At 60.1% G+C, this 15301-nt stretch carries 12 protein-coding genes; all 12 read left to right on the top strand.

The genetic code is table 11. From position 1 onward, the window contains the following. The first annotated feature begins 49 nt into the window (after positions 1–49). The 12 genes from KGZ89_07025 to folK all read left to right on the top strand — a co-directional run bounded on the left by KGZ89_07025 (position 50) and on the right by folK (position 15288). The gene (locus KGZ89_07025) at positions 50–6586 is read left to right on the top strand and encodes an RHS repeat-associated core domain-containing protein (protein MBS3974599.1); all 6537 of its coding nucleotides are present in this window, start codon (positions 50–52) and stop codon (positions 6584–6586) included. Then, on the top strand, positions 6583–7110 hold the full coding sequence (locus KGZ89_07020; GenBank protein MBS3974598.1) for a hypothetical protein: 528 nt from the start codon (positions 6583–6585) through the stop codon (positions 7108–7110). The genes KGZ89_07025 and KGZ89_07020 overlap by 4 nt, the downstream gene beginning before the upstream one ends. Before the next feature lie 20 nt (positions 7111–7130). Further along, a complete protein-coding gene (locus KGZ89_07015) occupies positions 7131–7706 on the top strand; it encodes a hypothetical protein (protein ID MBS3974597.1) in 576 nt (191 codons plus the stop codon). Beyond that, entirely contained in the window at positions 7699–7905 is a 207-nt protein-coding gene (locus KGZ89_07010) for a hypothetical protein (GenBank protein MBS3974596.1), read from the top strand. The genes KGZ89_07015 and KGZ89_07010 overlap by 8 nt, the downstream gene beginning before the upstream one ends. Before the next feature lie 192 nt (positions 7906–8097). Further along, positions 8098–8376, top strand: a complete 279-nt coding sequence (locus KGZ89_07005) for a hypothetical protein (GenBank protein MBS3974595.1) — start codon at positions 8098–8100, stop codon at positions 8374–8376. An 87-nt stretch (positions 8377–8463) separates the two neighbouring features. Next, positions 8464–8919 carry a C_GCAxxG_C_C family protein gene (locus KGZ89_07000; protein MBS3974594.1) on the top strand — a complete coding sequence of 152 codons (456 nt, stop codon included), beginning with the start codon at positions 8464–8466 and terminating at the stop codon, positions 8917–8919. A 57-nt stretch (positions 8920–8976) separates the two neighbouring features. Then, a complete protein-coding gene (gene tilS, locus KGZ89_06995; protein ID MBS3974593.1) occupies positions 8977–10383 on the top strand; it encodes a tRNA lysidine(34) synthetase TilS in 1407 nt (468 codons plus the stop codon). 45 nt (positions 10384–10428) lie between these two features. Continuing rightward, positions 10429–10968, top strand: a complete 540-nt coding sequence (gene hpt / locus KGZ89_06990) for a hypoxanthine phosphoribosyltransferase (GenBank protein ID MBS3974592.1) — start codon at positions 10429–10431, stop codon at positions 10966–10968. A 47-nt stretch (positions 10969–11015) separates the two neighbouring features. Continuing rightward, positions 11016–13001, top strand: coding sequence for an ATP-dependent zinc metalloprotease FtsH (ftsH, locus tag KGZ89_06985; protein MBS3974591.1), 1986 nt, complete (start codon positions 11016–11018; stop codon positions 12999–13001). After that, positions 12998–13561 (top strand): GTP cyclohydrolase I FolE, encoded by a 564-nt coding sequence (gene folE, locus KGZ89_06980; protein MBS3974590.1) that lies wholly within the window; start codon positions 12998–13000, stop codon positions 13559–13561. The genes ftsH and folE overlap by 4 nt, the downstream gene beginning before the upstream one ends. A gap of 27 nt (positions 13562–13588) precedes the next feature. Next, a complete protein-coding gene (gene folP / locus KGZ89_06975) occupies positions 13589–14428 on the top strand; it encodes a dihydropteroate synthase (GenBank protein ID MBS3974589.1) in 840 nt (279 codons plus the stop codon). Between the two features lie 5 nt (positions 14429–14433). Continuing rightward, complete coding sequence (folK, locus tag KGZ89_06970) at positions 14434–15288, top strand: 2-amino-4-hydroxy-6-hydroxymethyldihydropteridine diphosphokinase (GenBank protein MBS3974588.1); 855 nt, start codon at positions 14434–14436, stop codon at positions 15286–15288. Positions 15289–15301 lie beyond the last annotated feature (13 nt).

Raw genomic sequence — 15301 nt, 5'->3', positions numbered from 1 at the left:
TGTAACCGCACGCAAACTTTTTCTTGCACACGCAAATGCCAGGCGTATATTGCAGTATGTTGCATTTCGGTGGTGGGAGAATGCGTCGGCAGGGGATTGGGATTTCCGGGTCGGCATGAGCTCGCTTCCAGAAGAAGCGGGAGAGGGAGGGGCAAGAGATGAAGCTGTTCCAGAGACGCTTTGGCCGGATTCTGTCCGGGGCGCTGCGTTTGTTTTGCTGCTGGGTCCGGTGATCGGAACTCCGCGCGCCACATACGCTGTGCCGGGAAGCACGTCACTTGTACCTACCGGGCCGGTGAGTTCGCAAGAATCCGGTGACAGGGCACCCGATGTCGTGCAAGAGCTTGTCGAAAAGCGCAGTGAGAACGGGCGCCAGCTTCTCCTTTCAGATGGAACCATTCGCGCCGAATACTTCGCAAATCCCATTCACTATCGCGATGCACAGTCCAAGTCGTTCAAGCGTATCGATACCGCACTTGTAGATGAGGCTGTCGGCGGTCGCCAGGTCTCAGTCAACAAGGCCAACCGGTTCCGCCTCGAGTTGCCTCGTGATCTTCGTGGGAACTGGGTGCGCTTTGAAATGGATGGTGCGAGTGTGGCACTTCGCCCTGCCGCGCGAAATAAGCCGGGAGCGGCAGAACCCGGAAGAGGCAACATCCCTGCCAGGGCCAAATCGGCAAGGGAGCGTACCTACGAGGACGCTTTTTCAGATGCCGCGCTTCACTTCGAGTCACGCCCTTACGGCCTGAAAGAGACGATCGTTCTCCCGTCTGCCGGAGCTTCGAATATTTATGGCTTCGATCTTAGGCTGGAAGGATTGACTCCTCACCTCGAAGATGACGGATCGATCACTTTGCGCTCAACTTCAGGGGGCGAGCCGCAGCTTTGGATACCCGCTCCTTTCATGTGGGATTCAACAGAGACGACCCTGGGACCTGTGTACAGTGACGCCGTACACTACGAGCTCTCGGGGCAGGAGGGGCGCTGGCAGCTCGACGTCGTGATCGACCGCGCCTGGCTTGACGATCCCGAGCGCGTCTATCCGGTCTACGTCGACCCGACGATCTCGCATGTTGGTCCGCCAAACGACACGTATGTGTCGAGCAGGCCGGGAAACGAGAACACCAACTTCTCGGGCTGGATTAATGTGTGGGTCAACAATGGCAACCCTGCTTCGCACTGGGGAGAGTACGGCTTCATGCAGATAGGCAGAAACCTTCTTGATAATCTTGCAGTCTGGAGGTCTCGAGATTACGTGGTTGTCGACGCCAGGCTCAACCTTTTCTGCAACCAGGTGGCCTCACCGGGCTCCGTGCGCGTGATGCGCGCGACTCCAGCTATTAGTATTGCAAGCATGACGTGGAACTCTTATCTGCCGCTCGAAACCCAAATCGCGCCGGTATCTGGCAGTCAATGGGTGCCCATGTCAGTTGGTTGGCATCAGTGGGACGTCACCGAGGCATTCGCTCTCTGGCAGGCTCAAGCTACCCCGGGGGATCAGTGCACGATACGCCTGCAGGCGACTATCGGCGGGCACATGGCGTTTAGCTCCTCCGATCATATGAGCGTTGAGCAACGTCCTCGGTTCGTGGTTGAGTATGCGCCGATTCCACAGGTAAGCATCACTTCTCCTGCCGGCGGTGATGTTAGTGAGGTTCCATCTGTTTCATGGCAGTACTCAGAGGCGCTCGGTAACCCGCAGGTTCAATACGAGGTTGCTGTTTCGCTTACTCAAGGCGGGGCGCCGGTGGCTACGGCCTCGGGAACCACGGCTACTTCGTGTGCGATGCCGGCGCCAAGCGGCGGGTGGCAGACTGGGACGACGTATCATGTACGAGTCCGTGCGGCGAGCTCCCCCAAAGGGGGGACGTCTCGAGTCTGGAGCGCCTGGTCGAACAGTACGTTCAGGCTCGTAGCGCCGCCTGCTGTGATCCAGCGCGTCTCGGTGCAGACGACCGCCACTTCAGGGTGGTTCGCAGAGGCTGATACGAACGGCGATGGTGTAAGCGACGCGCGAAACGACTCGGCAAACACTGGCCGAGGCGCAGTCACTCTTTCATGGGCGCCTGTTACAGGGGCGACCGGCTACCGTGTATACCTTTTTGACGGCAATGTGTACCGCCAGATGGCAGATATCACTGAGACCTCGTGGACGAGTGCGGGCAGGGGACTTTTTCCCGCTGACACCGCGATCGCGTCGATGCCAGACAGCCTGACGGCAAATCCGTTCCTTTCCGGAACGGGGCTTGATCTGCGGGATGATCCGCGCCCGCTTTACGCCAGGACCGCTGGCACTGAGATGGATGATGTGCCGGCATACGCTTTCAAGGTGGTGCCATACAATGTGCATGGGTCGGCGTCTACCACTGCGACACCGGCTACTATAGTCGCGCTCGATAGCCGAACCGCAGTGCTGAACCCTGCCGTGCATAACACCACTGCAGAGATCGGTCAGTTCGCGGAGCACAGGGTAGAGGCGGTGCTAAACACCGAAAGCATGAGGACGCACGTCACCGATCTTTCTATTGCCTCACATGGGCCCGATGCCCGTTTGAGCCGCGTTTATGATTCGGCCCGGCCAAACCAGGGATTGTTCGGACCGGGTTGGCGATTCAACTTCGAGCAGACAATCGAGCAGAGCGGAAACGTCGCTACATACCTCGATGAGGAAGGTGACGCCTACCGCTTCTTGCTTCGGGATGGTCTTTGGCATGCGCCGGAGGGCTATCGCGCTGAACTGACCCGCGAGTTTGTCAATCTTTCCGCCGATCTGGGTTGGCGGCTGCGGTTCAGAGGCGGCGGCTCGTTGCTGTTTGACGCAGCAGGAAGGCTTGTAGAGGAGCGCGATACCAACGGCAACACAGTTTATTACCACCGCCCTGTTCCGGACCGGCTTGATATCGTGTCGCCAAACAGCCAGAGTATCGTCGTGAGTTTTGCTGGCGGCCGGATCACGGGAGCCGTTTACGCGACTCCTGACGGCACGCGCACGGTCGCCTATTCGGCTACCGCAACTTCGGCGCTGAGCGCCACCAACACGGTAACCTACTTTCCGGGCACGTCTGATGTTCGCACGGTAAATTACAGCTATACAGGCACAATCGAGCCCGGCACATACTACTTGAGCCGCGTATCCATAAGCGAGATCCCTGCCGCAACATGGGGTTTCGATGCCAGGCCGCGTCCAGTTTCCTGGAGTCAGGGCAACGCGCCTGCAGGCGCGATCGAGTGGGGGCAGGGCCGTGTTGCGACTACAGTGAAATACGGCAGTGTGCGGACCGATGCTCTCGCCCTGGCCGGAGAGATACGCGAGACTTTCGAGTGGAACCCCACAGGCACAACCGCCCGTCGCTCCAACCCGCATGCCGTTGGGGATGCGGTGCGCTGGCGGACCTTCATCTACACGAGAAGCGGCGATATCACCCGCGAGGTCGACCCTGCGGGCCACTCTCGCACGTGGTTGTACGATACGCGGGGTAACATGATCACCCAGACTGATGAGGAAGGTGCGAGTACAACCTACGTTTACGGCACTATCGCAGGCGCGCTCGACCGGGTGGTCGAGGAGATTTCGCCGTCAGGAGCAAGGACGAGCCGTAACTACGATGCGTCTGGTAACGTCTTGAGTGAGGAGCGGGATCTCAACAGTGGCGAGCGCGCTCGTACTGAGTGGACGTATGACGCTTTTGGCCGCACCGTGAGTGAGACGCGCGCCATCAGCAGCACCGAAACGGTCACTACCCGCTTTGGGGACGCAGGTTTTGCGCCAAACGGCGAGCCCTTGCAGGTGAGCCGACCCGGAGTCATGCTGTCTTTTGACGCCACCACCCCGGTAACGCTTACGGAAAGAAGCTCCTACGACGCGTTTGGCAACCTCGTCAGCCGCACTGATGCCGAAGGTTTTGTGACCGAGACGAACACGTACACGCTCGCAGGACACCTCGCGCTATCAAGAAACGCTTCCGGTACCGCGACAACCAATACACACGATGCGCTTGGCAGGGTAATCACGTCAGGCCGCCAGGCTGGAGGGCAGGTTGTCGATAGAGTCGGATACACCTACGACGCGCTTGGCAACGTCACACGCGAAGACTATTTCCTTGACGGGGCTGTCGCCTTTTCGATTATGCACAATCTCGATACGCTTGGCCGCGCCCGCTCAACCACCCACACGATTGAGGGCGTGACGACCCGCTGGCACAACGCTGCCGGAAATATTGTGGCCGAGTGGTCACCTGTTGTTCCGCTTTCTGCACACGGCGCCGATCTGTCGAGAGCGACTCGCACGGTGTATGACGCGCTTGGTCGCGTGACGCATGTCATGGCCCCGGGCAATACAACCGGGACGGCAGAGGTGACCACTTACTCTGCTTCCGGTCGCGTGCTGAGCACCGAGAGTGCGGACGGACAGCGGGTCGTATATGCTTATGATGCAAGCGGTAATCGCATCTCCGAGACTCGGCCGACTGAAGGCGATATCACTGTCACCGACACGTTCGTCTACGATCTTGCGGGCCGCCTGATCGAGAGCGTGAAAGCTGCCGGTACAAAAGAGGCGGCCGTGACGAGTTTCACCTACGACTTGCTCGGCCGTCAGATAAGCGCGGAGCTCGGCAAGCCATCCACCACGGTGTATAACGCGCTTTCCTGGGTGCTCGCCGAGACCGACTTTGACGGAATCCAAAAGAGGCGCACGTTCGACAGGCGCGGACTTGTCACTTCCGAGAGCATCATCCCCCCCAATGGCGCCGGGAGGACGACGAGGAGCGTTTACGACGGGCTTGGCCGCACGGTAGCCGTCACCGATCCTGCCGACCGCACGGTGCAAACCGGATACGACGCGTTTGGCAGAGTCGCATCCGAAACGCACAGGGGCAGAGACGGGTCGCAGATCAGGCGCATCGAGACAGCCTACGATGGACTTTCCCGCTCGGTTGCGACCACGCAGTCACCTGCGGGTGTGAGGAGCACGTTCGCTTACGCGGGAGGCACCAGAAGGGTTTCCACCGCAACCGTTGAGCACCTGGGTCTTACCACCACGATCCTTTATGACCAGCTCGGTCATGAGAGCACGCGGACCGTCCGCGGAACAGGAGTTTCGCTCGAAGCGACGGTAACCGCGCGCGACAATGAGGGCCGCCGGTTGAACTGGAGGGTTGCGGGACGGCCGGGAAGCGCGAGATACGATGCGGCCGGCAAGCTCATCGAGCAGACCGCGCCGGGCATCGATGCCGTCTACACCTACGACGCCGATACCGGCCGCAAGATCGAAGAGAGTGTCACAGTCACAGGAGCGTCTTCCGTGAGATCCGCCTACACCTACACCGGTTCCGGCAGGCTTGCAAGCGCAAGGCTTGGCTCTGCCGCGTGGGATTACACCTTCGATGAGCGCGGCAACCTTACAAGGGCCGTGTCGGGCGGTGTGACGTCAACGTTTTCGGTAACCGATACCGCCAGTCCCGCCGCGACCGACGACCGCCTCAGGCGCTCGACCAGGGGAAGTGTCGAAACGACCTATGCAAACGACGCCCTTGGCAGACGCACCTCATCGACTTCAGGCGGGGTCACGACCTCTTTTGGCTGGGATGATGCGAGCCGCCTTGTCACCTGGAGAAGGGGCTCTTCTGCCGCAACCTACACCTACGACGCGGCCGGCCAGCGCACGCAGACGGTGCTTACAGAAGGCTCCCGGACGACTACTACGACTTACGCCTACGACGGCATCACGCTGCTCTCGCTTGCCGCCACGCAAGGCGCCTCGGCGTGGAGGATAGCCTACCTTTACGACGAGCAGAACCGCCCGTACGCGGCGGTGCACACCAGCGGCACAGCCACGCCCACGACCTTCCATATCGCGACGAACGACAGGGGCGATGTCGTCGCGCTCGCGACCGTGGCAGGCGCTGTATTCGCCCGCTACACCTACGATCCTTACGGCGCTGTGATCTCGCACACCGCAAACGGTGTCGCCAACTCCTCTGTCACCACCGCCCTGGCCACCGCGATCGCCGCCCGCCAGCCGCTTCGCTACGCGGGCTACGTATACGACGCCCACTCGCAGACCTACTACCTCTCGCAGCGCCACTACGACCCGGCCACGATGCGCTTCCTTTCGAAAGACCCCGCCCGTGCCGACGGCGAGGAGAGCGCGTACCAGTACTGCGCAGGCGACCCGGTGGGCAAGGTGGATCCGACGGGGTTGGTGAGTCAGCGGATTCAGAGCCTCTGGAGAGCGGTGGTCAGGGAGCGTCCCAGTCCCGAATGGATCCTTCGTGTACCGGTGCTGAACTTTATTCCTGCTATTGCAAGAGGAACGTGGTACCTGGAAAACGCGCGGTGGTTCTTTCGGACCGCCCGGGCCATTGTTTACAATGAGATGAGAACAACTATGCCGGCCAGGTGGCTCGAAGCACGACACATCTACGTGTCGACCATGGGTGAGGAAATGGGGCTTCTAGAGTATTTCAGCAACCATCCACATCCCGATTATAGTTGGTTTAAGCGCCGGTACTTAGGCGATGCGGCCCGAATGGCACGAATCGCAATGTTCGGTATTCGGCTCGGACAGATTAGGAGATGGGCATGAGGCGACTGCGCCTGACACGAAAGCTGGCGATAATTGGCGGATTGACGTTTTTTGCTGCGTTGCTCGCATTTGCATTCGCATACGTCTATTTGGGGATTTTCATGAACGAGGATCCCACAGTCGGTCCGGACGTGCTTATGGTTGCAGAAGGCGTCGAACTGTCGATTCCCGAGGGTTACGAGGCGTGGACGGTTGATGAGCCATATCGGCGCTTTGATGTTTACCGCTCAAATGAAGCCCTCGACTTGGTTCTGAGAGCGCTTGTGCTGCCATCTCAAGTGGCGAGCAGGGCGCTTCCCGCATTGCGCTCTGAGGTGGCTGTCAAGCCTGCGCCCGCCATGCTTCCTGACTCGTGGGAGTGGGGTATCTTTCAGGCCCCGCAGGATGATCTGGAGGTGAATGCCCTGGCCAGGGTCATAAAGGAAGTTGAGGGGGGTGCCGTGGTGGTTACCGTTTACCGTCCGGCCCTTGAGAGCGATGAAGACTCGGCCGAGGAAGCGATAGTGAGGTTCTTGCGCGAGTAACGGTGGCTAGGGAGGGTACGATGATCAAAGGCAGTTGGCCAGTGCAGCCGCCGACCGCAGGCGCCTTGGGTCGCAGCGTTGGCGGCCTTCTGGTCGCCCTGCTCGCCGTTGTCGCGCTATCCGGCTGCGGGATGACTCGCATCACAGCGGTGGGGCCCGGCGACAGTGTGCGCCTGTCTGATTCATGGACGATTGTGGTTCCGGATGGCTGGGAGGGTGATATCATCAGGCACGGACGGGGGACGCTCGAGGAGATGAATGGCATCCACAGCGACATCGCACTTTCGGAACCCGAGCGAGAGCACGAGACTCTCTTGCTCATTCAGGTGATCACCGAGGAGCTTAGCCGCAAGCGTGCTGAGAGGGACCTCGAACGGGAGGGCGCACGGCTCGTGCGCGATACCCCGGAGATCGTCACTGTTATCGTTGAACAGGAAGGATACTGGTCTTTCAACGAACACAGGTCAGGTCCGGCAGGAGAGCATCTCTGGATAAGTGTGCTGCGCGGCGACCAGGGACCCTGGATGCCCGAGGTCCCTGAAGGTGAACTGAGCGAGCACCTCGTGGAGCTGTTGCAGCTGTCGAAGAGTGAGTAGGCCCGGGGACGGCACGGGAGGCATCATCAGCATTTCAATCGTCATCGCGGAAGGACTTGGTATTCTCACGGACCCCCTTCATGAAAGCGTCCGTATTACCGCATCTGACCTGATTTGGACAACAGCGTCGGCGACGCTTGCGACTGGAGTGGCGGCGCTCATCGTAATCATGCGCAGCGGGAGCAAAAGAGAGGGGTGATCGCCTCGGCTCTCGAGCGTGAGACCAAGGAAGCGTATCGCGGCGATGAGGTGCTAAGGTATGATCCTGCGAGTATGGGTGCTCTGGTCGTGAGGAGGCGGGAGACACGGATGAAAAAGTGGTGGATCGCTGTAGTCTTTCTGTGCTTCATTGTTCTGGGCGGGTACCTTGTACCTTCGCATGGGTACCCTGATGCTTCTGCCAGCAGGCGAACTGGTAATCGAGTCCTCCTCTCCCTCAGGGGACCGGTTGGTCAGAGCCTACTTCATAGATCCCGGCGCAGCTGGGCGCACCGTGGTGAGAGCAGAGGTCGTCGGGCTGGATTTGGGCTCGAAGCCCAGGAACATCTACCTGAACGAGCCATCTCCGCATGGAGTGCCGCGCATCACCTGGAAGAGCGATACGGTAGTCGTTATTGATGGAATAGAAGTCAATGTGGAAGCCGAGAACTGGGACTACAGATGGAGATAGCGCCGTTGCGGCCTCGCCGGGGACTTGCACTTTGAGTGATATATGGTATAAACGATTCATATATTACTTTGCTCAAGCGAGGGAAATATGCCGATGCTCACATCCTCATCGAAGGCCACCGAAGCCGCCAGGAGCGCAGAAGCGCTCTATGACGATGGGATGTTTTGCTGCGAAGCGGTGCTGACGGTGGTAAATGACGCCGCCGGCAACCGCCTTCCCTCGGAGATCATGTCGCTCGGAAGCGGATTTTGGGGCGGCATCGCAGGCGACGGCACCACGTGCGGCGCCCTTGTCGGCGCGATCATGGCGGTGGGATTGCTGGCGGGACGCACTCAGCTGGACGGCGCCTGGGAGGAGTCGACCGCCGCCACAGAGCAGGTGCGTCGCGAGTTCCAGGAGCTCAACCGGGCCACGGCCTGCGGCAGCCTTATCGCTCCTTTCGGCGGCATGGATGGCGAGGAGCGCCACGCCTATTGCGCCGCTCTTACCGGCCAGACGGCCGCGATGGTGGTTCGCATCGCCGAGGAGCGCGGCTGGATCTGACCGCGTTTTTCCTCCCGCGAACTCGCGCACTCTTCTCACCGGATGTAATCTGTACACATGACAGAGCTTTCCGACATTGCGCGAGCGACCTGTGAGCGCTATGACCTTGTGCCTCCCGGTGCGGCTGTGGTGGTCATGGTTTCGGGCGGCGCGGATTCGGTCGCGCTGCTCCATCTGTTCGCGACAGGGCAACTGGGCCAGGGCCTGCGTCTCTCGGCGATTCACATCAACCATATGCTGCGGGGAGCCGAGTCAGACGCCGACGAGAGCTTCGTCAGGGACCTTTGCGCTCGCCTGGGCGTCGAGCTGGAAGTCGCTCGAGTCGATGTCGCCGCACTCGCCGCCTCGGCGGGCCAGAATCTCGAGGACGCCGGCCGCGAGGTGCGATATCGCCTTGCGGCAGAGGAGCTCGACTCGCGCTGCGCAAGTGCGGGTATCCCGATGGAGAGCGGGTGCATCGCGACCGGGCACACCAGGGATGACCGGGTCGAGACTTACCTGATGCGCGTCATCACCGGCGCGGGGTCAGGGGGGTTGTCTTCGCTGCGTCCTCGCCGAGGCCGGATCATCCGCCCGCTTGCCGAGTGCTCACGCGAGCTGGTTCGCACCCATCTCTCCTCGCTCGCTCAGCCCTGGCGCGAAGACGCGAGCAATCTGGACACCACCCGGTTGCGCGCGCGCATCCGCCACGAGGTCGTGCCGATGATGCGGCAGATCAATCCGCGCTTTGACGAGGCCGTCTTGCGCTCGGTGGAGGTTCTCTCGGCGGAAAACGACCTGCTGGCCGAGGTGGCCAGGGAGCACGCGCGCGAGATCGCCGGGAAGAACGGCGCCGCACTCACCCTCGACCGGGCCGGGCTGGCGCGGCTTTCGCAGCCCATGCGCCGCCGGGTGATTCGCGAGGTCCTGAAGGCCCACTTCCCGCAGGCTTCGCGAGTGGAGTTCGACCACGTCGAAGCTCTTGCCGAGGCTTGCGGAGACGACCGGGGCGGATATTTCGCTCGCGATTTACCGGGAGGACTGCGCGTCGAGACGCGGTACGGTACAATTACTGTCTTGCATACGGGAGAGGACCTTCAGACGCTGGCACCCTCTTTGCTCCCAATACCTGGTACCGCCGATCTCGGCATCGCAGGTAGACTTCGTGCCAGTCGCGCTGCTCATGGCGATCTTTCCGGGAGTGCGTGTTCGGTGGTGATAGACGGCGGAGCTGTTTCTGAATCCCTGTCAGTCACCTGCGTTAGGCCGGGAGACAGGATGCGTCCCCTTGGGATGAGCGGAACCAGGAAGCTTTCGGACATGTTGATAGATGAAAAAGTACCCGCCCGTCTGCGACCGAGGATTCCTGTGGTACGAGACGGAGATTGTATTGTGTGGTTGGCCGGTGTTCGGATGAGCGAGGATTACAAGGTGACTCCGGAAACTCGTAATCCGGTTCGGCTCACTTGGGAACCGGGTGAGTGACCGCATATGGCGGATGAAGATCGATAGTAAGGATGAGGAGCGCGGATGCACCAGGATATTGATCGCGTAGTACTGACCGAAGAGCAGATTAGGCAGCGCATCGCCGAGATGGGGGAGTCTATCTCGGAGGAGTACGCCGATAAGCAGGTGCTGCTCGTCGCAGTTCTGCGTGGGGCTGCGCTTTTCGTGGCCGACCTGGCGCGGGCCATCTCGCTTCCGGTCGAGGTTGATTTCATGGCTGTGTCCAGCTATGGCTCCTCAACGCAGTCTTCGGGAGTCGTCCGGATCATCAAAGACCTGGACGAGAGCATCGAGGGCAGACATGTGCTTGTTGTCGAAGATGTCTTGGACACAGGCTTGACCCTGAAGTATCTGCTCAAAAATCTCGCGTCACGCAATCCCTCGTCTCTTGAAGTTGTGACTTTGCTGGATAAAAAGGGCAAAAGAAGGGTACCTATCAACTGTAAGTACGTAGGCTTTGAGATCCCCGATGAGTTCGTCGTGGGGTACGGGCTCGATTACGGAGAGAGGTACCGGAATCTTCCGTACATCGGTGTGCTGAAACCCGAGGTGTACGCGAACTAGATGGCGGTTGTTTTTCTTTGATCATTTCAGACGGGAGTAGTTAGATCGTGAACAAGAATGTACGTACGATTCTTCTATATTTGCTGTTACTGGTAGGCCTGGTCTATGTCTTTGCGGGGTCGTTTGCTCGGGAGCAGGTCACGCCTACCGAAATCTCGACCACCGAGTTCGTTCAGGCCGTCAAGGATGGTCGCGTGATCAGCGCTGACTTTAAAGTCGCCGAGTCGCTCGTCACGGGCCAGTTCTGGCCTTCACCTGCCGAGAGGCGAGAAGGCAGAAACGCGCTTGTGGACTATACCTCGACCTACGTGGGCGCTGACAGCCTCAATGAGCTGATGGCCGCACACCCGGACGTCGAGTACAGAGTGGATCCTGAATCCCCGATCCCATGGGGAACGATCGCACTCAACTTTCTGCCGATCCTGCTCTTTGCCGGATTGCTCATCTTTTTGCTCTCGCAGATGCAGGGCGGCAACTCCAAGGTCATGAACTTCGGCAAGGCCAAGGCCAAGCGGATGACGCGCGACCAGCCGAGGATCACCTTCAAAGACGTTGCCGGAGTAGATGAGGCGATCGAAGAACTGCACGAGATCAAGGAGTTTCTCGCAAACCCCGGGAAGTTCCAGGCCCTCGGCGCGAAGATTCCCAAAGGCGTACTGCTCGTCGGCCCGCCGGGAACAGGAAAGACGTTGCTTGCCCGCGCCGTGGCTGGTGAGGCGGCTGTGCCGTTTTTCTCAATATCGGGTTCGGATTTCGTCGAGATGTTCGTTGGAGTCGGCGCCAGCAGGGTGCGCGACCTGTTCGAGCAGGCCAAGGCGTCTAGCCCCTGCATAATCTTCATGGACGAGATCGACGCCGTCGGCCGTCAGCGTGGCGCTGGGCTCGGTGGCGGCCATGACGAACGGGAGCAGACGCTAAACCAGCTGCTTGTGGAGATGGACGGCTTTGATATCAAGGACAACATCATCCTCATTGCGGCCACCAACCGCCCGGACATCCTCGATCCAGCGCTTCTTCGGCCAGGCCGATTTGACAGGCAGATCGTCGTGGATCGACCCGATCTCAAAGGACGCAGGGCGATCCTGGAGATTTATGCTCAAGGGAAACCAATGGACGAGGATATCGATCTCGGGGTCCTTGCGCGCAGGACGCCTGGCTTCACTGGAGCAGACCTCGCCAACCTCGTAAACGAGTCAGCCCTGCTCGCCGCTCGGTATGGCAAGAAGAAGATCAGCATGGTCGAGCTAGATGAGGCAATCGAGCGAGTGATAGCCGGTCCCGAGCGCAAAAGCCGCCTGATCTCCGATGAGGAGAAGCGCATCATCGCCTACCATGAGGCGGGACACGCTCTCGTCGGCCATGTGCTTCCCAACACCGATCCGATCCACAAGATATCGATCATCGCGAGAGGTCAGGCGCTCGGCTATACGCTGGCGCTGCCACAGGAGGACAGGTTCCTAAACTCCCGCAGTCAGATGCTCGACCAGATTGCCATGATGCTCGGCGGCCGAGTCGCGGAGGCGCTTGCAATCGGCGATATCACGACTGGCGCGAGCAACGACATTGAGCGCGCGACAAAGATCGCAAAGCAGATGGTGACCAGATTCGGCATGTCCGAGAAGCTCGGGCCGCAGACCTTTGGCGATGCGACCCACGAGGTCTTTCTCGGCAGGGATTTCTCCGCGAACGCCGATTACAGCCCCGAGATCGCCTATGAGATAGACAAGGAGATACGGGCGCTTATCGATCAGGCTTACGACAAGGCGAGAACGATCCTGGCCGAGCGTCGCGAGCAACTCGACCTTCTCGCCAAGGTGCTCATCGAGCGCGAGACCGTTGATAAGGAAGAGCTGCAGGCGTTGCTCGAAGATCGCTGGGAGGAGTTCCTGAAGGAGGAAGCGGCGCAAAAGGCCGATAAAGACCAGGAAGAGCCCTCTGAGGAAGTCGCGGCGGCGGTGGAAAGCACCGAGGAGCCTTTGGAAGCGGCAAAACCGCTGATCCCCATAGCTGATACGGCCAAGGGTGGCTCATGAACCAAGGCAAGATCGAGCAGGGCGTCCGGCTGATTCTCGAAGGGATAGGAGAGGATCCTGACCGGGAGGGCTTGGCGCAGACACCTCGCAGGGTTGCCGAGATGTACGCTGAGGTTTTCAGCGGGCTTTTCGACAATCCGGCCGAGCATCTGCGGATTATGTTTGACGAGGGCCATCAGGAGATGGTCCTCGTTCGCGATATCCCCCTGTATTCGATGTGCGAGCATCACCTGACGCCATTTTTTGGGCGTGCACATGTAGCGTACATCCCTGGGAAAAGCGGCCGGATATGTGGCCTCTCCAAGCTCGCGCGTCTGGTAGATTCGTTCGCGCGACGGCCCCAGGTGCAAGAGCGCCTCACATCGCAGATCGTCGACACACTGGTGGAGTGCCTCGATCCCGCAGGAGCGATAGTTGTCATCGAAGCGGAGCATCTTTGCATGTCGATGCGTGGGGTGAACAAACCTGGAGCGATTACAACGACAAGTGCGGTAAGGGGATTGCTACAGAGCAACACCGCGACTCGCGCCGAGGCGATGTCGCTTATCACCGGAAGATAGACCAAAAGTGGAGGGGAGTTTAGCGCCATGCGAATCTGGCGTTGTGGTGGCATCGACCTGATTTTGGATCGTCCGTTGGTCATGGGGATAGTCAACGTCACCCCTGACTCGTTCTTTGACGGTGGAAGCACCGCCTGCGTTGATAGCGCCCTGGCACACGCCCAGCACCTGCTTGACGCCGGAGCCGACATCATCGATGTGGGCGGAGAATCTACCAGGCCCGGCGCGGCTTCGATCTCGCCGGCCGACGAGATCGCACGTGTCTTGCCTGTGGTTTCGGTGCTTGCCGCCGAGGGGACGTTTCCGGTTTCGATCGATACCCGGCATGCTTCGGTGGCCGCCGCCTGCATTGAGGCGGGAGCCCACATCATCAACGACGTAAGTGGATTTAGCGACTCCGCGATGGCCTCGGTTGCCTCGGCGTCAGGAGCCGGGATCGTGATCGTGCACATGCTTGGCGAGCCCGCCACCATGCAGGTCGCGCCATTCTACGAGGACGTTGTAGCCGAGGTGCTTGAGTTTCTTTCGGCGCGAGCGCTGGCTCTTGTGGCCGAGGGGGTCGACCCGGAATCCATATGTGTCGATCCGGGTATAGGTTTTGGTAAGACTGTTGAGCATAATTTGAAGTTGATGCGCTCCCTCGACAGATTTGCGGAGATGAGCTACCCGGTCATGCTCGGAGCGTCCAGAAAGCGGTTTATCGCCGATATCGCCGGCAGCCAAGCCGAGGTGCCGAAAGATCGCCTTGGCGGCAGCATTGCGGCTGCGGTTTGGGGCGCTCTAAACGGCGTGGCGGTGCTTCGTGTGCATGACGTGGCCGAGACCGTGCAGGCTGTTCGAGTCGCGCAGGCGCTCGCGGAAGGGTGATTTAGATGCGTGTCCATCTTGGGCTCGGAAGCAACCTGGGTGATGCGTCCGGGGACAGGCTTGCAGCCTTGGTTGACGCCCTGCGAAGGGTGGAAGGGCTCGAAGGCACCAAGGTGATCGCGGTTTCCTCGGCGTATGAGAGCGAAGCGTGGCCTGATCCTGAAGATCCTGCGTTCGTAAACGCTGTCGCGATCATCGAGACCTCGCTCGATCTCGATCGCCTGCTGACCGCTTTGGAGCGCATAGAGCACAGTATGGGCCGAGAGCCTGCCAGGGAGCGAAACGCGCCTCGCGCAATCGATATCGACATACTTTTGGCGGAAGACGTGCAATTGGCCGACGAGCATCTCACGGTGCCGCATCCCAAAATGGCCGAGAGGGATTTTGTGATAACGCCCCTGCTCGAAGTCGATCCGAAGATCAGATGGCCAGATGGCGCTCCTATTGACCGCGAGCGGGTAAGCGCAGGCTCTGTCATCGCGAAGCTGGGGGAAGTACCCGGGTTCGCGCGACCGCCCAGACTCTCGGCGGAGAAAGAGCCATGGGAGACAGTGATGGAGTTCGGCTCGGATCCTTCCTTCCTGCTTCAGTCGGGGGCGGTTCCGCTTGGGGGCATGTCGGGACAGGTGGGAATGTCCGGTCAGATCGAAGGCTCGTTCGCCGAGCTTGTCCTGTCGCAGGAGGGGATACCTTGGGCCTGGGAGCCGTTCGCGCCCGGGCTGGGCAGTGATCCCTATGGGTTCTCTCGCCGGTTCCAGCTTAAAGTGCCACTTTCCAAAGCTCAGGAGGCTCGTGACCTGTTGGCTGCTTTGGCGGCGGCGCCAGTAGATTGGAGTGAGACGGACTCTTCAAGCGAGTGATATACTTCGCTTC

Source organism: Actinomycetota bacterium (assembly GCA_018334075.1).
Taxonomy (GTDB): domain Bacteria; phylum Actinomycetota; class Coriobacteriia; order Anaerosomatales; family UBA912; genus JAGXSC01.
The sequence above is the reverse complement of the archived record's forward strand: the minus strand, read 5'-3'. Positions and strand labels throughout refer to the sequence as shown.